Source organism: Citrobacter sp. Ct235, from assembly GCF_030332305.1.
GTDB lineage: Bacteria > Pseudomonadota > Gammaproteobacteria > Enterobacterales > Enterobacteriaceae > Citrobacter_A > Citrobacter_A telavivensis.
This window is the reverse complement of sequence record NZ_JAOWIC010000049.1, coordinates 1,030,587-1,048,215: the sequence shown is the minus strand read 5'-3', so window position 1 is coordinate 1,048,215 and position 17,629 is coordinate 1,030,587. Positions and strand designations below refer to the sequence as shown.

General features: G+C 53.1%; 18 protein-coding genes. 11 read left to right on the top strand and 7 right to left on the bottom strand.

The genetic code is table 11. The features are described 5' to 3' along the window. Nucleotides 1–4: 4 nt before the first annotated feature. Nucleotides 5–349 (bottom strand): RidA family protein, encoded by a 345-nt coding sequence (locus tag OGY35_RS22075; RefSeq protein WP_042318496.1) that lies wholly within the window; start codon nucleotides 347–349, stop codon nucleotides 5–7. 128 nt (nucleotides 350–477) lie between these two features. On the opposite strand from OGY35_RS22075, the gene yoaA reads away from it, so the two are divergent. From yoaA to rnd, 5 genes are all read left to right on the top strand, one after another. Further along, nucleotides 478–2,388, top strand: coding sequence for a DNA repair helicase YoaA (yoaA, locus tag OGY35_RS22070; protein ID WP_152404181.1), 1,911 nt, complete (start codon nucleotides 478–480; stop codon nucleotides 2,386–2,388). 57 nt (nucleotides 2,389–2,445) lie between these two features. Further along, complete coding sequence (gene tsaB, locus OGY35_RS22065; protein ID WP_286633458.1) at nucleotides 2,446–3,141, top strand: tRNA (adenosine(37)-N6)-threonylcarbamoyltransferase complex dimerization subunit type 1 TsaB; 696 nt, start codon at nucleotides 2,446–2,448, stop codon at nucleotides 3,139–3,141. Nucleotides 3,142–3,199: 58 nt separating this feature from the next. Beyond that, nucleotides 3,200–3,784, top strand: coding sequence for a Slp family lipoprotein (locus tag OGY35_RS22060; RefSeq protein WP_152404186.1), 585 nt, complete (start codon nucleotides 3,200–3,202; stop codon nucleotides 3,782–3,784). A gap of 204 nt (nucleotides 3,785–3,988) precedes the next feature. Next, a complete protein-coding gene (fadD, locus tag OGY35_RS22055) occupies nucleotides 3,989–5,674 on the top strand; it encodes a long-chain-fatty-acid--CoA ligase FadD (RefSeq protein ID WP_152404188.1) in 1,686 nt (561 codons plus the stop codon). A gap of 231 nt (nucleotides 5,675–5,905) precedes the next feature. Beyond that, complete coding sequence (gene rnd / locus OGY35_RS22050) at nucleotides 5,906–7,033, top strand: ribonuclease D (protein ID WP_178825117.1); 1,128 nt, start codon at nucleotides 5,906–5,908, stop codon at nucleotides 7,031–7,033. Between the two features lie 186 nt (nucleotides 7,034–7,219). On the opposite strand, the gene OGY35_RS22045 is transcribed toward rnd, so the two are convergent. Beyond that, nucleotides 7,220–8,299: a tartrate dehydrogenase gene (locus tag OGY35_RS22045; protein ID WP_152404192.1), complete on the bottom strand. Its 1,080-nt coding sequence runs from the start codon at nucleotides 8,297–8,299 to the stop codon at nucleotides 7,220–7,222. Nucleotides 8,300–8,402: 103 nt separating this feature from the next. On the opposite strand from OGY35_RS22045, the gene OGY35_RS22040 reads away from it, so the two are divergent. The 6 genes from OGY35_RS22040 to OGY35_RS22015 all read left to right on the top strand — a co-directional run bounded on the left by OGY35_RS22040 (nucleotide 8,403) and on the right by OGY35_RS22015 (nucleotide 13,560). After that, complete coding sequence (locus OGY35_RS22040) at nucleotides 8,403–9,320, top strand: LysR substrate-binding domain-containing protein (protein ID WP_286633457.1); 918 nt, start codon at nucleotides 8,403–8,405, stop codon at nucleotides 9,318–9,320. A 95-nt stretch (nucleotides 9,321–9,415) separates the two neighbouring features. Then, nucleotides 9,416–10,054, top strand: coding sequence for a leucine efflux protein LeuE (gene leuE, locus OGY35_RS22035; protein ID WP_152404196.1), 639 nt, complete (start codon nucleotides 9,416–9,418; stop codon nucleotides 10,052–10,054). Between the two features lie 131 nt (nucleotides 10,055–10,185). Continuing rightward, entirely contained in the window at nucleotides 10,186–12,162 is a 1,977-nt protein-coding gene (locus OGY35_RS22030) for an acyltransferase family protein (RefSeq protein ID WP_286633456.1), read from the top strand. 167 nt (nucleotides 12,163–12,329) lie between these two features. Then, complete coding sequence (yeaR, locus tag OGY35_RS22025) at nucleotides 12,330–12,692, top strand: DUF1971 domain-containing protein YeaR (RefSeq protein ID WP_046481124.1); 363 nt, start codon at nucleotides 12,330–12,332, stop codon at nucleotides 12,690–12,692. 2 nt (nucleotides 12,693–12,694) lie between these two features. After that, nucleotides 12,695–12,877 (top strand): DUF1869 domain-containing protein, encoded by a 183-nt coding sequence (locus tag OGY35_RS22020; protein ID WP_012132688.1) that lies wholly within the window; start codon nucleotides 12,695–12,697, stop codon nucleotides 12,875–12,877. A 263-nt stretch (nucleotides 12,878–13,140) separates the two neighbouring features. Next, nucleotides 13,141–13,560 (top strand): translesion error-prone DNA polymerase V autoproteolytic subunit, encoded by a 420-nt coding sequence (locus tag OGY35_RS22015; protein WP_286633455.1) that lies wholly within the window; start codon nucleotides 13,141–13,143, stop codon nucleotides 13,558–13,560. Between the two features lie 172 nt (nucleotides 13,561–13,732). Here the strand turns inward: OGY35_RS22015 and OGY35_RS22010 are convergent, their stop codons facing one another. From OGY35_RS22010 to OGY35_RS21990, 5 genes are read right to left on the bottom strand one after another with little or no spacing between them, the layout of a single operon-like run. Then, nucleotides 13,733–14,530 carry a transporter substrate-binding domain-containing protein gene (locus OGY35_RS22010; protein WP_286633454.1) on the bottom strand — a complete coding sequence of 266 codons (798 nt, stop codon included), beginning with the start codon at nucleotides 14,528–14,530 and terminating at the stop codon, nucleotides 13,733–13,735. A 40-nt stretch (nucleotides 14,531–14,570) separates the two neighbouring features. Then, the gene (locus OGY35_RS22005; RefSeq protein WP_152404203.1) at nucleotides 14,571–15,296 is read right to left on the bottom strand and encodes an amino acid ABC transporter ATP-binding protein; all 726 of its coding nucleotides are present in this window, start codon (nucleotides 15,294–15,296) and stop codon (nucleotides 14,571–14,573) included. A gap of 18 nt (nucleotides 15,297–15,314) precedes the next feature. Continuing rightward, nucleotides 15,315–16,007 carry an amino acid ABC transporter permease gene (locus OGY35_RS22000; protein ID WP_286633453.1) on the bottom strand — a complete coding sequence of 231 codons (693 nt, stop codon included), beginning with the start codon at nucleotides 16,005–16,007 and terminating at the stop codon, nucleotides 15,315–15,317. 6 nt (nucleotides 16,008–16,013) lie between these two features. After that, nucleotides 16,014–16,691, bottom strand: a complete 678-nt coding sequence (locus tag OGY35_RS21995) for an amino acid ABC transporter permease (RefSeq protein WP_286633452.1) — start codon at nucleotides 16,689–16,691, stop codon at nucleotides 16,014–16,016. A gap of 14 nt (nucleotides 16,692–16,705) precedes the next feature. Further along, on the bottom strand, nucleotides 16,706–17,614 hold the full coding sequence (locus OGY35_RS21990; protein ID WP_353655494.1) for an NAD(P)-dependent oxidoreductase: 909 nt from the start codon (nucleotides 17,612–17,614) through the stop codon (nucleotides 16,706–16,708). Nucleotides 17,615–17,629: the final 15 nt, after the last annotated feature.

The following is a 17,629-nucleotide window of genomic DNA, read 5'->3' as shown; positions in this document are numbered from 1 at the left end:
CGGCTTACACCGCGGCGATTATCTTAATCTCAACCTTGTATTTTGGGTTCATTAACCCAGCCTGAACCGTGCAGCGTACCGGCGCATGACCGGCCACGACCCAGGCGTCCCAGGCTTTGTTCATCGCCGCAAAGTCGTTCTTATCGGCGAGGAAAATGGTGGCATCCAGAATGCGTGATTTGCTGCTGCCTTGCTGTTCCAGCGCGGCGTCAATCTGCGCCAGCGTGTTAGCGGTCTGCTCAAAGGCGTCGGCATCGAGGTTTGCCGGTACGCCAGTGTAGTAGAGCGTATTGTTATGGATAACCACGTCAGACCAACGATCTTCGGCATCGATACGGATGATAGTCATAAAGCCTTCCTCTTAACGTTCTGCATAAAATGGCAAGACTGCCATATTGTCAGGGCCTCGTCATCTCTTCAACTGGCGTAAGCCGCTGCGGCCTGACATAATCCCTGTTCAAATCAACAGGGGGTAGTGTGACGGACGATTTTGCACCAGACGGTCAACTGGCTAAAGCGATACCGGGATTTAAACCGCGCGAACCGCAGCGGCAGATGGCGGTGGCCGTCGCTCAGGCCATTCAAAAATCACAGCCTCTGGTGGTCGAAGCCGGAACGGGGACGGGGAAAACCTACGCCTATCTGGCACCGGCGCTGCGCGCAAAAAAGAAAGTGATTATCTCGACCGGTTCGAAGGCGCTGCAGGATCAGCTTTACAGTCGCGATCTGCCGACGGTGGCTAAAGCGCTGAAGTACACCGGAAGACTGGCCCTGTTGAAAGGACGTTCAAACTATTTATGCCTGGAGCGCCTCGAACAACAGGCGCTGGCGGGCGGCGATCTCCCCGTTCAGACCTTAAGCGATGTGATCCTGCTGCGGTCGTGGTCGAATCAGACCGTAGATGGCGACATCAGCACCTGCGTCAGCGTAGCCGAGGATTCTCAGGCCTGGCCGCTGGTCACCAGTACCAACGACAACTGTCTCGGCAGCGACTGCCCGCTGTATAAAGATTGCTTTGTGGTGAAAGCGCGTAAAAAGGCGATGGACGCGGACGTGGTGGTGGTGAACCACCATCTGTTTCTGGCCGATATGGTGGTTAAAGAGAGCGGTTTCGGTGAACTGATCCCGGAAGCGGAGGTGATGATTTTCGATGAAGCCCATCAGCTACCGGATATCGCCAGCCAGTATTTTGGCCAGTCGCTCTCCAGCCGTCAGCTCATGGATCTGGCGAAGGACATCACTATTGCCTATCGTACCGAGCTGAAAGATACCCAGCAGTTACAGAAATGCGCCGACCGTCTGGCGCAAAGCGCGCAGGATTTTCGTTTGCAACTGGGCGAACCGGGATATCGCGGCAACCTGCGTGAACTGCTGGCCGACCCGCGGGTGCAGCGGGCTTTTTTACTGCTCGATGACACGCTGGAGTTGTGTTATGACGTGGCGAAATTGTCCCTCGGACGTTCGGCGTTGCTCGATGCCGCGTTTGAGCGCGCCACGTTGTATCGCGCACGTCTTAAGCGGCTGAAAGAGATCAACCAACCCGGCTACAGCTACTGGTATGAATGTACCTCGCGCAATTTCACCCTCGCGCTGACCCCGCTGACGGTGGCGGATAAGTTCAAAGAGGTGATGGCACAGAAGCCAGGGAGCTGGATTTTCACCTCCGCAACGCTGTCGGTGAATGACGACCTCCATCACTTTACGGCGCGTCTGGGGATCGACGAGGCGGAATCGATGCTGCTGCCGAGCCCGTTTGATTACACCCGCCAGGCGCTGCTCTGCGTGCCGCGCTATCTGCCGCAAACCAATCAGCCGGGCGCAGCGCGACAGCTGGCGGCAATGTTAAGACCGATCATCGAAGCGAACAACGGGCGCTGCTTTATGCTCTGTACCTCGCACGCGATGATGCGCGATCTGGCTGAACAGTTCCGCGCCACCATGACGCTTCCGGTTCTGCTGCAGGGGGAAACCAGCAAAGGCCAACTGCTGCAACAGTTCGTCAGTGCGGGAAACGCCCTGCTGGTGGCGACCAGTAGCTTCTGGGAAGGGGTGGACGTGCGCGGCGATACGCTGTCGCTGGTGATCATCGATAAACTGCCGTTTACGTCGCCGGACGATCCGCTGCTGAAGGCGAGGATGGAAGATTGTCGCTTACGCGGTGGCGACCCGTTTGATGAAGTGCAACTGCCCGACGCGGTGATTACGCTAAAGCAGGGGGTTGGGCGTTTGATCCGTGATGCTGACGATCGCGGCGTGTTGGTGATTTGTGATAACCGGTTGGTGATGCGACCTTACGGTGCCACGTTCCTTGCCAGTCTGCCACCGGCACCGCGCACCCGGGATATCGCCCGTGCCGTGCGATTCCTCGCGATACCATCCTCCGAGTAATCTGTTACGGAGTATGGTAAGATGCGGGCCATTTTATTGATCTAAGCACGAAGACTCATGCGAATTCTGGCTATTGATACCGCCACAGAAGCCTGCTCTGTGGCTCTGTGGAACGACGGTACTCACTCTGCTCATTTTGAGCTTTGCCCACGAGAACATACTCAACGCATCCTGCCAATGGTGCAGGATATCCTTGCCGCTAACGGCACCTCTCTGACGGAACTTAATGCGCTGGCCTACGGGCGTGGACCGGGTAGTTTCACCGGTGTGCGCATTGGGATTGGCATTGCCCAGGGGCTGGCGTTAGGTGCAGACCTGCCGATGATTGGCGTCTCCACGCTGATGACGATGGCGCAGGGCGCGTGGCGTAAAACCGGTGCTACCCGTGTCCTGGCGGCCATTGACGCGCGAATGGGGGAGGTCTACTGGGCCGAGTATCAGCGCGATGAACATGGCGTCTGGCACGGTGAAGAGACGGAGGCCGTGTTGAAACCTGAGCAGGTGTCCGAACGTTTACAACAGCTTTCCGGTGACTGGGTGACCGTCGGGACGGGTTGGCCTGCCTGGCCTGAACTCGGTAAAGAGAGCAAACCGACGCTGCGTGACGGTGACGTCCTGCTGCCAGCGGCGGAAGATATGCTGCCGATCGCCTGTCAGATGTTCGCCGACGGAAAAACCGTGGCGGTCGAGCACGCTGAACCGGTTTATTTACGTAACAATGTAGCCTGGAAGAAACTTCCCGGAAAAGAATGAATCTCAGTAGTATGACCAGTAAAAACCGGGTCAATGCGCTGAGAAAAGGAGTCGCAGTATGGCGGTTCAAAAACAAGTTGTTAAAGGCCTGCTCGCGGGAGCGATTGCGCTCATGTTGAGCGGGTGCGTCACGGTTCCGGATGCGATTAAGGGCTCCAGCCCCACGCCACAAGACGATCTGGTACGAGTGATGAATGCCCCGCAACTGTACGTGGGTCAGGAAGCGCGCTTTGGCGGCAAAGTGGTGGACATTCAAAACCAGCAGGGGAAAACCCGGCTGGAAATTGCGACCGTTCCGCTCGATAGCGGTGCGCGCCCCATTCTGGGCGAACCCTCGCGCGGGCGTATTTACGCCAATGTGAATGGGTTCCTTGATCCGGTCGATTTCCGGGGGCAACTGGTGACCGTTGTGGGACCGATTACCGGTACCGTCGAAGGCAAAGTGGGTAATACGCCGTACAAATTCATGACGATGGACGTGTCGGGTTACAAGCGCTGGCGGCTTGCTCAGCAGGTGGTGATGCCACCGCAACCGATCGACCCGTGGTTCTACGGTGGGAGAAGAGGCTGGCCGTATGGCTATGGCGGTTGGGGATGGTATAACCCGGGCCCAGCACAGGTTCAAACGATAGTCACAGAGTAACGCGTTGTATTATCAGTAAAAGAAACAGCGGCTGGTCCGCTGTTTCTGTTTTATTAACGTCATAACAAAAATAAATAGTGACGCGCTTCGCAACCTTTCAGTTGAGTGATTAATAAACTGGTACGCTGAGTTAATATTATGTTAACGACTTGTTTATTATCTGGGGTTGAGATGACGACGAACACTCATTTTAGAGGTGATGCAGTGAAGAAGGTTTGGTTAAACCGTTATCCCGCGGATGTGCCTGCGGAGATCAATCCTGACCGTTATCAATCCCTGGTGGAACTGTTTGAACATGCTGTCGCGCGCTATGCCGATCAGCCGGCGTTTATGAACATGGGGGAGGTGATGACCTTCCGCAAGCTGGAGGAGCGTAGTCGCGCCTTCTCTGCTTACCTGCAGCAGGGGCTGGGGCTGAAAAAAGGCGACCGCGTCGCGCTGATGATGCCAAACCTGCTGCAATATCCGGTGGCGCTGTTTGGCATTTTGCGCGCCGGGATGATCGTGGTGAACGTCAACCCGCTTTATACCCCGCGCGAACTGGAGCATCAGCTAAACGACAGCGGCGCGGCGGCGATTGTGATTGTCTCCAACTTCGCCCATACCCTGGAAAAAGTGGTTGATAAAACCAGCGTTAAGCACGTCATTCTGACCCGTATGGGCGACCAGCTCTCCACGGCCAAAGGCACGCTGGTGAACTTCGTTGTGAAGTACATCAAACGACTGGTGCCGAAATATCATCTGCCGGATGCGATCTCTTTTCGCAGTGCGCTGCACGCCGGTTACCGTATGCAGTATGTGAAGCCGGAAGTGGTTTCTGCGGATCTGGCGTTTTTGCAGTACACCGGCGGGACGACCGGGGTGGCGAAAGGGGCGATGCTGACGCACCGCAACATGCTGGCTAACCTGGAGCAGGTGAAAGCCACTTACGGGCCGCTTTTGCACCCGGGTAAAGAGCTGGTGGTGACCGCGCTGCCGCTGTACCACATTTTTGCTCTGACCATGAACTGTCTGCTGTTTATTGAACTGGGGGGACAGAACCTGCTTATCACCAACCCGCGCGATATTCCGGGTCTGGTAAAAGAGCTGGCGAAGTATCCGTTTACCGCCATGACCGGCGTAAATACCTTGTTTAACGCCTTGTTGAACAATAAAGAGTTCCAGCAGCTGGATTTCTCCTCTTTGCATCTTTCTGCGGGCGGCGGTATGCCGGTACAACAGGCGGTGGCTGAACGATGGGTTAAGCTGACCGGACAGTATCTGCTTGAAGGCTACGGGCTGACCGAATGTGCGCCGTTGGTCAGTGTTAACCCGCACGATATTGATTATCACAGTGGCAGCATCGGCTTGCCGGTGCCGTCGACCGAAGCCAAACTGGTGGATGACGACGACAACGAAGTTTCTCCGGATCAGCCGGGTGAACTGTGCGTGAAAGGACCGCAGGTGATGCTGGGCTACTGGCAGCGTCCTGACGCGACGGATGAGATCATCAAGAACGGCTGGCTGCACACGGGCGACATCGCGGTCATGGATGATGAAGGATTCCTGCGCATTGTCGACCGTAAGAAAGATATGATTCTGGTCTCCGGCTTTAACGTTTATCCGAATGAGATAGAAGATGTGGTGATGCAGCATCCGGGGGTGCTGGAAGTGGCTGCCGTCGGCGTTCCGTCCGGCAGCAGTGGCGAAGCGGTGAAGATTTTTGTGGTGAAAAAAGAGGCTTCGCTCACCGAGGAAGCGCTGGTCACCTTCTGCCGCCGTCAGCTCACGGGCTATAAAGTCCCGAAACTGGTTGAATTCCGCGATGAACTGCCGAAATCAAACGTCGGCAAAATTTTACGTCGAGAATTGCGTGACGAAGCCCGCGCCAAAGTGGACAATAAGGGCTGAGCGTTAAGCAACACGTCAAACGCCGGGTGAATCCGGCGTGAGAGTGATCGCAAACCTTACTCCGATACCGGACAAGCAGAGATCACCTTATTAAAACCAGGAAAATCAATTTATTGATTTTCGGCTGATAACCACAAAGAAGGAAAAACCCCGTTTTTTCCCTTCTTTGTCAGCAATCTGACGCCGGGTGAATCCGGCGTTTTTTTTGGCGTAAACCGAAGAGAATGCAATTTGAATTACCAAATGATCACCACTGACGACGCGCTGGCGACCCTGTGCGAAGCGGTCCGTGCGTTTCCTGCGATTGCCCTGGATACTGAGTTTGTTCGTACCCGTACCTATTATCCGCAGTTAGGCCTGATCCAGCTGTTTGACGGCGAACATGTTGCACTGATCGACCCGCACGGCATTAGCGACTGGTCGCCGCTGAAAGCGATTCTGCGCGATACCGCTATTACCAAATTTCTGCACGCGGGCAGTGAAGATCTGGAAGTCTTTCTGAATGCGTTCGGCGAACTGCCGCAACCGCTGATTGACACGCAAATCCTGGCCGCATTTTGCGGCCGCCCACTGTCGTGGGGCTTTGCATCGATGGTGGAAGAGTACACCGGCGTGGCGCTGGATAAGAGCGAGTCGCGTACTGACTGGCTGGCGCGACCGCTGACTGAGCGTCAGTGTGAATACGCCGCAGCGGATGTCTGGTATCTGTTGCCGATTGCCGGAAAACTGATGGCGGAAACCGAGGCTGCGGGCTGGTTGTCCGCGGCGCTGGATGAGTGCCGCCTGATGCAAACGCGTCGTCAGGAAATCCTCGCACCCGAGGACGCCTGGCGCGACATCACTAACGCCTGGCAGCTACGCACGCGCCAACTGGCCTGCCTGCAACTGCTCGCCGACTGGCGTCTGCGTAAAGCGCGTGAGCGCGATCTGGCCGTGAACTTCGTGGTTCGCGAAGAGCATCTGTGGTCCGTGGCGCGTTATATGCCTGGCAGCATGGGCGAACTCGATAGCCTGGGGCTTTCCGGCAGTGAAATTCGCTTCCACGGTAAGACGCTGCTTTCACTGGTGGCTCAAGCGCAGGCGCTGCCGGAAGAGGCCCTGCCGGAACCGCTGCTGAATCTGATGGACATGCCGGGTTATCGCAAAGCGTTTAAGGCGATCAAGGCGCTTGTCACGCAAGTGAGTGCGGAACATAACGTCAGCGCAGAGCTGCTGGCGTCGCGCCGTCAGATCAACCAGTTGCTCAACTGGCACTGGAAGTTAAAACCGCAGAATACAGAGCCTGAATTGATTTCTGGCTGGCGGGCGGCGTTGATGGCGACGACGCTCAACGCGTTGCTGGCAGAGTATCCGCTTTAATGTTTTTGCCGGATGGCGGCTACGCCTGATTAGGCCTACAGACTCTCAACCGTAGGCCTGATAAGTGCAGCGCCATCAGGCAGTTTGCCGGATGACGGCACAAGGCCTTATCCGGCCTACGGTGACTTATACCCGATGAAGCATTTCGTAGGCCTGATAAGTGCAGCGCCATCAGGCATTAAACCCTTATATCCTCGCGCAGATCGCTTCACCGACCTGTTGTGTTGAGGCACTCCCCTGCAAATCCGGTGTTTTAGGTCCGCTGGCGATCACCTGCTCAATCGCCGCCAGAATCCCGTCGTGTGCGGCGGTGTACTTCGCATCTCCTGCGCCGAGGAAATCGAGCATCATCGCCCCAGCCCAGATAGTCGCAATCGGATTGGCGAGGTTTTTGCCATAAATATCCGGGGCGGAACCATGTACCGGTTCGAATAACGACGGGAAAGTGCGCTCAGGGTTCAGGTTAGCCGAGGGGGCAATGCCGATGGTGCCGGTACACGCCGGGCCGAGATCGGAAAGAATGTCGCCAAACAGGTTCGAGGCAACCACCACATCGAAGCGCTCCGGTTGCATCACAAAGCGGGCGCAAAGAATATCAATGTGCTGCTTGTCCCAGTGGATATCGGGATAGTGCTGCGCCATAAGCTCCACGCGTTCATCCCAGAACGGCATACTGATCGCCAGACCGTTGGATTTGGTCGCTGACGTCAGCGTTTTACGCGGACGGCTTTGAGCTAATTCAAACGCATAACGCAGAATTCGATCCACGCCCCGGCGGGTGAAAACGGATTCCTGGATGACCACCTCATGCTCGGTGCCCGGATTAATATGTCCGCCCAGCGAAGAATACTCCCCTTCGGTGTTTTCACGCACGACGTAGAAATCAATGTCGCCCGGCTTCTTGCCGGCCAGCGGGCAGGGCACGCCGGGGAAGAGGCGAACCGGGCGCAGATTCACATACTGATCGAATTCCCGACGGAATTTTAGCAGCGAACCCCACAGGGAAATATGGTCCGGAACCGTGTCTGGCCAGCCGACGGCGCCAAAGTAAATGGCGTCAAAGGAGGATAACTGTTCGCGCCAGTCATCCGGCATCATTTTCCCGTGCTCAAGGTAATAATCACAGCTGGCCCATTCGAACGTCTCCACGCTGAGCGACAGGTCCCAACGTCTGGCGGCCGTCTGCAACACGCGAATGCCTTCTGGCAGCACTTCCTTACCGATACCATCACCGGGAATAGCGGCAATACGACAGGTTTTCTTCATACCAGTTCTCACTTGTAGGGTAGCGAAATTGACTTCCTCCTTATCCTATAATTGACTGATCGACAGTTAATCTCTTCAACTGGTGAAACATAAAACACAGATCATGAATAATCCTCCTTTGCTGACTGATTTACGCGTCTTTATTCTGGTCGCCCGACGGGCGGGATTTGCCGCCGTTGCCCAGGAACTGGGTGTTTCACCGGCCTATGTCAGTAAACGTATTGCGCTGCTTGAACAGAACCTGAATGTGGTTTTGCTGCACCGCACTACGCGTCGCGTCACCATTACGGAAGAGGGCGAGCGCATCTATGAATGGGCGCAGCGTATTTTGCACGATGTCGATCAGATGATGGATGAACTCTCTGATGTCCGTCAGGTTCCGCAAGGAATGTTGCGAATCATCAGTAGCTTTGGGTTTGGCCGGCAGGTTGTGGCACCTGCGCTGTCCGCACTGGCAAGGCAGTATCCGCAACTGGAGCTGCGTTTTGATGTGGAAGACCGCCTGGTGGATTTGGCCAATGAAGGCGTCGATCTCGACATCCGCATTGGCGATGACATTGCGCCGAACCTGATCGCTCGCCGGTTGGGGACGAACTATCGAATCCTCTGCGCTTCTCCCGCGTTCCTGGCGCAGCACGGTACGCCAAAACAGCTTGCCGATCTTGCCACCTGTTCCTGCTTAGTGATCAAAGAGCGCGACCATCCCTTTGGGATCTGGCAATTGCAAAATAAAGAGGGGGAGCACGTCATTAAGGTGACCGGGCCGCTGTCATCAAATCATGGCGAGATTGTGCATCAATGGTGCCTCGACGGGCAGGGGATTGCGCTGCGCTCCTGGTGGGATGTCTGTGATAACATTGCCAGCGGTCATCTGGTGCATGTACTGCCGGAATATTACCAGCCGGCCAATATCTGGGCGGTGTATGTTTCACGACTGGCCACATCGGCCAAAGTGCGTATTACGGTGGAATTCTTACGCCACTATTTTGCCGAGCGCTATCCAACCTTTTCACTGAAATAAAGGCGTCGGTAAAGCGCTTCCCTTGAGCAGGGGCATCCGTTAGCATATTGTTTCGCGGTTAAGCGAAAAAGTGGTTTCAGGAAGAAGAGGTTAACGTGTTTGCAGAGTATGGTGTACTGAATTATTGGACTTATCTGGTCGGGGCTATTTTTATTGTCCTCGTCCCTGGACCGAACACGATATTTGTGCTGAAAAACAGCGTCGGACGTGGAATGAAGGGCGGGTACCTTGCGGCAAGCGGCGTATTTATTGGCGATGCGGTGCTCATGTTTCTGGCGTATGCCGGGGTGGCAACGCTGATTAAAACAACGCCAGTATTGTTTAATATCGTCCGCTATCTCGGTGCCTTTTACCTGCTTTATCTGGGCGCAAAAATCCTCTATGCCACGCTTAAAGCAAAAGGCGGCGACGCTGCTGAAGAGGCGGTTCCCTTTGGCGCCATTTTTAAACGTGCGTTGGTGCTGAGTCTGACGAACCCGAAAGCCATTTTGTTCTACGTCTCCTTCTTTGTGCAGTTCATTGATGTGAATGCCCCACATGCGGGACTGTCATTCTTCATCTTAGCGACCACGCTTGAAGTGGTGAGCTTCTGCTACCTGAGCTTCCTGATCGTTTCGGGGGCCTTTGTTACGCAGTACATTCGTACCAAAAAGAAACTGGCGAAGGTCGGGAACTCGCTGATCGGCCTGATTTTTGTCGGTTTCGCCGCGCGGCTGGCGACATTGCAGTCGTAAGCCTGGTGGCCCGCCACACAAGCGGGCTTTTTGTTGGGGAAAACCACCATAAAACAGAGTGTCACTGGCGGTTCACTTTTGAATAATCTCGTGTAAAATCCGCACTTTATATTTTATTAGCAGGATAATCGATGAAATATCGTTCTGATATTGACGGCATAAGGGCGATTGCCGTATTGCTGGTGGTGCTCTTTCACGCCGGATTTTCGCTATTTGCATCCGGTTTCATCGGAGTCGATATTTTCTTCGTCATTTCAGGCTTTCTCATCGCATCGATAATTAAAGATCGAATGGATGCGGGTAATTTCAGTTTCAGCGATTTTTATTTGCGCAGAATATGGCGATTGCAGCCCGCAATGCTGACAATGATGTTGCTGAGCGTTGTTATTGCGTCGGTATTCTGGCTGCCGGAAGATTATGCGCCTTTTCTCAAAAGCATAAAGCAGACGCTGCTTGTCGTCTCAAACCGCTATTTTGGCGATGAAACAACCGCCTATGCAGCGCCTGATTCAAACGCCATGCTGTTGCTTCATACCTGGTCTTTATCCATCGAGTGGCAGTGGTATGTCTTTTTCCCGGTTATCTATTATGTCATCCGTAAGAAAACGCACGAGCGAGTGCATAATTATCTGGCACCGCTGCTGACGGTTGCTGGCATTTATATCGCCTGGCACTATTCAGGCGCGCATCCGACAAAAACGTACTATTTCTTCGCCTCCCGACTCTTTGAATTTATGCTTGGTGTCTGCGCATGTGTTTATCTCCCGATGGCGCAGAAAATAAACAGGGTCACACTTAATAGCCTTTCGCTCGTTGCAGTGGCGGCAATATTTTTTGTTAGCGTCAGAAGTGATGTCATTCTGGGTTATCCCAATGCTTACACTCTGGCCGTTTGCGTCAGTACCGCCGTGTTGATTTTCACCGGTAGTCAGCAAAATATTCTGACTAATAAATTACTGTCATTCCCGCCGCTGGTCTGGCTCGGTACGATCTCTTATTCGCTTTATCTTTTCCATTGGCCGATTTTTGCGACACTGCACTACATTGGCATTACCAGTGTCTATGCCAGGATTACCGGTCTGGGTGTGGCCGTCCTGCTGGCGATGGGGTCATATTATTTCATCGAGAAACCTTACCGAAAACCCCGCCTGTCGTTGAAAAAAACGTTGGTTCTGCTGGTGGTGATACCGCTAATCGTTATTATTACCCTGATGTCGGTCAGCAAGCGTTTTGACGGATTTAGCTATCTGCGGTTTGGCGAGTCGTTAAATCATATTAATAGTGTGCTCGAAAAGACAAAGATAAAACAACGTCAGGACTGTATGAACGAAAACGTCACGGGAACCGATATGGCCTGTGTGGTGGGCGATAAAACCGCCCCGGAGAAAGCGCTCCTGATAGGGGATTCGCACTCTAACCAGTACTGGAATTTCTTCGACGTGATGGGAAAAAATGCGCATATTGCCGTTGATATGAAAGCCACTTCATTGTGTCTGGCGATTCCCCGCGTGTATCACGACGATCTCTATACCTATAAAGGGGATTACTACAAGGTCTGCCACGAGAACGTCAAAAAATACTATGAGGCGATCCGAAGCCATAAGTATAAATATGTGATCATTTCCCAGGTCTGGGAAAACTATGCGGCATTCAAAGTCAGACAGCAGATTGGAGATTCCCCATCGCCTGCAGAATCTATCAATATCCTCACCCGAGCCACTGAACAGGCAATACAGGATATTCTTGATGCCGGGGCGCAGCCGGTACTGGTGAAAACGATGTTCCCGATGCCAAAGAATTTCCTGACCTGTTTCTATGAACATTTTAAAACGCGGGGAGAGTATGAGCATCAGGCCTGTAACCCGAATCCGCAGATTAATAAAAATGTCTGGACGGAGGCGTTCTTTGCCACATTACAGGCCCGATTCCCCTCGCTCATCATTGTCGATCCCAAAAGCGTGCAATGTCCTGGCGGGCTGTGCCGGACGGAAATTGAGGGCATTCCGCTGTATCGCGACGTCGGCCATTTAAATGACTACGCCACGAAAACGTTGGGAGAGGCGTATCTGCAGCAATTTGGTAATCCGCTCAAAACGCCTGGTCAATAAAATAGCCGGAGGAGAGCCTGGGGACAGGCTCTCCTCCGCCAGACAAAACTTGTGGTAAATGTCATTTGCCACTTTTGGTGTATTTAAAATGCCAGTTATGAAGCGTAACCTTTCTGGAACAGCGGTTTACTCACAATCGCATCCTACCGACTGGAAGAGGGAAGGACATGCTTCAGATTCCACAAAATCATATCCACACACGTGCCACGCCGTTCTGGAACAAAGAAACGGCACCTGCCGGAATTTTCGAACGCCATCTTGATAAAGGAACCCGACCGGGAGTGTATCCCCGTCTGTCGGTGATGCAGGGGGCGGTCAAATATCTCGGGTATGCGGATGAACACAGTCCAGAAGCGGAAACGGTGATGATCATCGAAGCGGGTCAGTTTGGTGTGTTTCCACCGGAAAAGTGGCACAACATCGAAGTGATGACCGATGACACTTATTTCAATATCGACTTTTTCGTCGCGCCAGAGGTCCTGATGGAAAGCGCGAATCAACGAAAAGTCATTCATACCGGGAAGAAATAATCATGGGCAAAGCAACCTATACCGTCACCGTGACGAATAACAGCAACGGCGTTTCTGTCGATTACGAAACCGAAGCGCCAATGACCTTACTGGTGCCTGACGTCGCCGCCGAGGTGGTGAAAGATCTCGTCAATACCGTGCGCTCTTACGATACGGAAAATGAACACGACGTCTGTGGTTGGTAAGTGACGCCACGCAAACAAAGAGGAAACCGGCTGCCATTAGCCGGTTTTTTTATGTGTCCCGAAAACGCGCTCCGCACAATGCCCGCTCTAAAATGGACGGACATCGTCATCCTGCGCAAAAATTTACAAACAGTATATTTGCAGGATCAATAAATGCTTACGCGCAATACGGCGAAACTTTGCGCCACGGCGTTTTGCCAATGGCTTGATCCCAGCCTTAGTTGAAATTACTGTATATAAAAACAGTATTCAAGGTGTGCATTATGACGTTGTACAGACCTGCGCAATGGCGTGAAGCCATCGCCGTCCCCCTTTTCAGCGAGCGGGTTCCGTGCGGATTTCCCAGCCCGGCGACCGATTATGTTGAGCAACGTATCGATCTCAACAAGTTACTTATTCCGCATCCCAGTTCGACCTATTTTGTGAAAGCGGCTGGCGACTCAATGATCGACGCAGGGATCGGCGATGGCGATCTGCTGGTGGTGGACAGTTCACGCACTGCCCGCCACGGGGATATCGTGATTGCGGCGCTGGAGAGGGAGTTTACGGTTAAGCGGTTGCAGTTGCGGCCCACTGTTCAGCTTAATCCTATGAATTGCGCTTATTCACCCATCATCATCGGCAGTGAGGATGCCCTGGATATCTTTGGCGTTGTGACATTTATTGTGAAAGCGGTGGGTTGACCTGGGTTGCGTCATTGCCTGTAACGCCAAAGCAAAACAGCGGACGTCGTTACATTATTGAGCGTATTATTCATTAACGGATAATACGTGCATCCAGATAGCTCCCTGATGTCCGGGTATAATATCTGGATGCCCGGTACGATTTTATTTAAGCACGGTCGCGTCAAATAAATTATGGTCTGCTAATGATCTCTGCCGGAATAGGTTCGCCATGATACTTTTCGTAAATGGCATTCAGCTTCCCGTTTTTGAGATTAGTGACAATCCACTGATCGAGTTTTTCTTTTAGCTCTGGCTCATTCTTTTTCAGGCCAATGGCTAAATCAAATACGGTAAGGGTCATTTTAGGTTCAAATGCCAACTTAGGGTTTTGCTTCTTAATCTGATTAACCAGTGTGGCAGAGGTGGCGACAGCGTAAGCCTGACCACTCACCGCCGCCGTAACCAGCGTGGCATCGTCATCGTAGCGTTGAATGGTCACGCCATTTTTCATCGCCTCTTTGGTCAGCATTGAATCCTGAGTGGTGCCCCGGGTGACGGTAATTGCATGTCCTTTTAAATCGCCCCAGTCGCTTATTTTCGTGGCTGCCGGCGCACCAATAACCGATCGTAACCCCGCATAGGCTCGGCTAAAGTCAATAACCTGCGCACGCTGTGGCGTAACGGAAAGGGTGGATATGATGATATCGGCCTTCCCGGTCTGTAAATTAGGTATCCGCGTCGGACCTGTTGTTTCAATGAATTTCAGTTTCACGCCCCAGTCCTTAGCCAACAGCTCCGCGGTTTCAACATCGGATCCAACCGGCTTCATTGAGGCATCCAACATTCCTGAAGGTGGAATGGATAAATCGGTGGCAACGCGTATTTCGCCTCGTTTTTGAATTTCTTCCAGGACATTTGCCGAGGCAGGAAGGGTGATAACGGTGGACAGTAACGACACGAGCAGTAAGATTTTTTTTGCAGGGCTCATATTATTTTCCTTCGTAGGGATATTTCGCTGGGTGAGTGGTTCACAAATCGTTAGAAATAAATTCCTGTAATGCCGCCGTGCCCGGCGTTTTCAGGATGTCTACCGTGCCGCTTTCATGGACGGTACCCTGATGCATAAAGATGATTTTATCGGCGACCCGACGGGCGAAGTTCATTTCGTGGGTGACCATAATCATGGTCATGCCACTTCCCGCCAGGCGCTCAATAACGCGCAGGACTTCTCCGGTGAGTTTTGGGTCTAATGCCGATGTCACTTCATCAAACAACATCACTTTTGGTTTCATTGCCAGGGAGCGCGCAATGGCTGCGCGCTGCTGCTGCCCGCCTGAGAGTTGCTCTGGATAGCTGTCTGCCTTGTCGGCCAGGCCCACCTGGTTGAGTACGGACAGCGCCAGCCTTTTGGCTTCAGCTTTAGCCATTTTTTGGACGGAGACAGGGCCTAACGTAATGTTTTGCTCTATCGTCAAATGGGGAAACAGGTTGTAACTCTGGAACACAATCCCGACGTCCTGGCGCAACTTGCGCAGGTTGAGATGTGGATCTTCAACCTTGTGCCCACAGACTTCAATGCTGCCGCCATTGATGGTTTCCAGTCGATCAATACAGCGCAGCGCAGTACTTTTGCCTGAACCGCTGGCACCAATCAGTGCCACAACCTGCCCCTGATTCACGGAAAAAGAGACGTTTTTCAGCACAGGATTGTTGCCAAAGCTTTTGTGTACGTTTCTGAGAGTAATAATGGGCATAGTATTAACCTTCAGCACTTAATTGATTCGTGGACTCACCGTTTGTACAGACTTAACGTTTTTCTCTGGCGCGCCCTGTTCAAGCCGGCGGCTTAATACCGATACGGGAAAGCACAGACAAAAATACAATGCAGCAACAATGAGATAGATAATAAATGGCTCAAAAATCGAGTTATTGATCAGTTGTCCGGCTCGCGCCAGTTCGACAAACCCCACGACAGAAGCCAGTGACGTGTTTTTGATGATTTGAACCGAAAATCCCACGGTTGGCGGTGTGGCAAGCTTGATGGCCTGCGGCAGTACGACTTTAAACATGCGCTGCGTACTGGAAAGTGCCAGACATTCAGCCGCCTCCCATTGCGCGCGGGGAACGGCCTGAATGCAGCCTCGCCAGATTTCGCCCAGATAGGCGCTCGCATAAATGGTGAGAGACAGGCCGGCGGCCAATAAAGGCGAAATCGTCATGCCCAGTTGCGGCAATCCGAAATAGACCATAAACATGATAATCAGCAGAGGCGTTCCCTGAATTAACTGCACCCATGCTGAAACGACCAGCCGTATGACACGAACCGGTGCGATGCGGCCCAGTGCTATCAGAAACCCCATTATTCCACCGCCGCCGAACGCCATGAGTGACAGGACTATTGTCCACAGCGTGCCTTCCAGCAGAAATTGAATATGGGCGAAATTGAGGGGAATATTCATCATCATGACTCCCTAAATCATGGTGCCAAGCCGGCGACGGCGAGGGAAAATTGCCTGCCCAAACAACCAGAATATCAGCCGCATTAACAACGAGAGCGCGATATAAATCCCCGCCACAATCACGAAAGTTTCAAAGGGGCGGTAGGTTTCTGATTGAATAAAGTTAGCGGTCGCGGTGAGTTCTTCAGTGGATATTTGTGAGGTCACCGATGAGGCCAGCATTAATAAAATAAACTGGCTGGTCAGCGAAGGATAAACGCGCTCGATCGCGGGTCGTAATGCGACATGCCAGTATTGCTGCCATTTGGTTAATCCCAAGGTTTCAGCGGCCTCCCATTGCCCTTTATGCACGGATTCAAACCCGGCACGCATAATTTCTGCGGTATAGGCGCCCACATTAATCGTCAGTGCAATCACAGAGACGGTGAAGGCGCTAAACGAAAACCCCATGCTCGACAGGCCAAAATAAACAAGAAATATCTGTACCAAAAATGGCGTATTGCGAATGGATTCAACATAGATTGCCGCGACTCTCGCAAACACTCTGGATTGAGAGCGTCGGGCAATGGCACAGAGCGTGCCTATCAGAAAACCCGTCACTGTCGTCACTAAGGCCAGTTTGGCGGTCAATTCCGCACTGTCCAGCAAGAGCTGCCATTGTGAAAGTATTGCTGTGAAATCGAGCATCATGACTTTCGCCCCGGTTAATTTGTGTTTGCGGTCTGTTGGCCGGTTAACCGGTCATAGACTTTGAACAGGGCCTGGTTGCCATTCGCGCCTTCACCATAGGCCTGCGCATTCTGGTACTGGCTCGCCACAAGGGCGGTCGCCGGAAGGGGAACGGGATGTTTTTGCGCGGCTTCTAAAACCAGACGGAGATCTTTCATCATCAGATCGATGCGGAAACCGGCAGAGGTATCACCTTCAATCATGGCCGGACCCAGTTTGTCGAGCATCCATGAGGCTGCGGAACCGCCCAGCAGCACTTCCCGCATTTGTGGCAAATTGATATCCCAGGCGCGCGCGAGTGCCAGTGCTTCGCAAATCGCCTGAATATTGATCCCGCAAATCAGCTGGTTACACAGCTTCACGGTCTGCCCGGCGCCGGATGCGCCGACATGATTTAACGTCGTCCCCATGGCGCGCAGATAGGGTGTGGCCCGCTCAAAACCCTTCGCATCACCGCCCACCATGATGGTCAGCGTGCCATTTTTAGCACCAATCGGTCCGCCGGAAACGGGTGCATCAAGCATGGTTACGCCGACGGCCAGGAGCGCCTGGTTCAGCTTGCGGGTGGCATCAGGGGCAATGGTGCTCATGTCCACATACAGTTTCCCGCGTGGCGGTACAGACAGCAGTCCCTGTGGGCCACGCACGATCTCTTCTACCTGGGGCGTGTCCGGCAGCATTGAAATAACGATATCGGCATCGCGGACGGCGGAGGGGATGTCGCTAACAACTTCAATACCGAACGGACGTAACGCATCGCCTGCGCTACTGACGATATCGAACGCGCGTACGGTATATCCTGCTTGCGCAAGATTGCGTGCCATCTCGCGCCCCATCACGCCTAAACCAAGAAAGCCAACAACGCCGGAATGAATCGTTTTCATGATGATTTCCTTCGG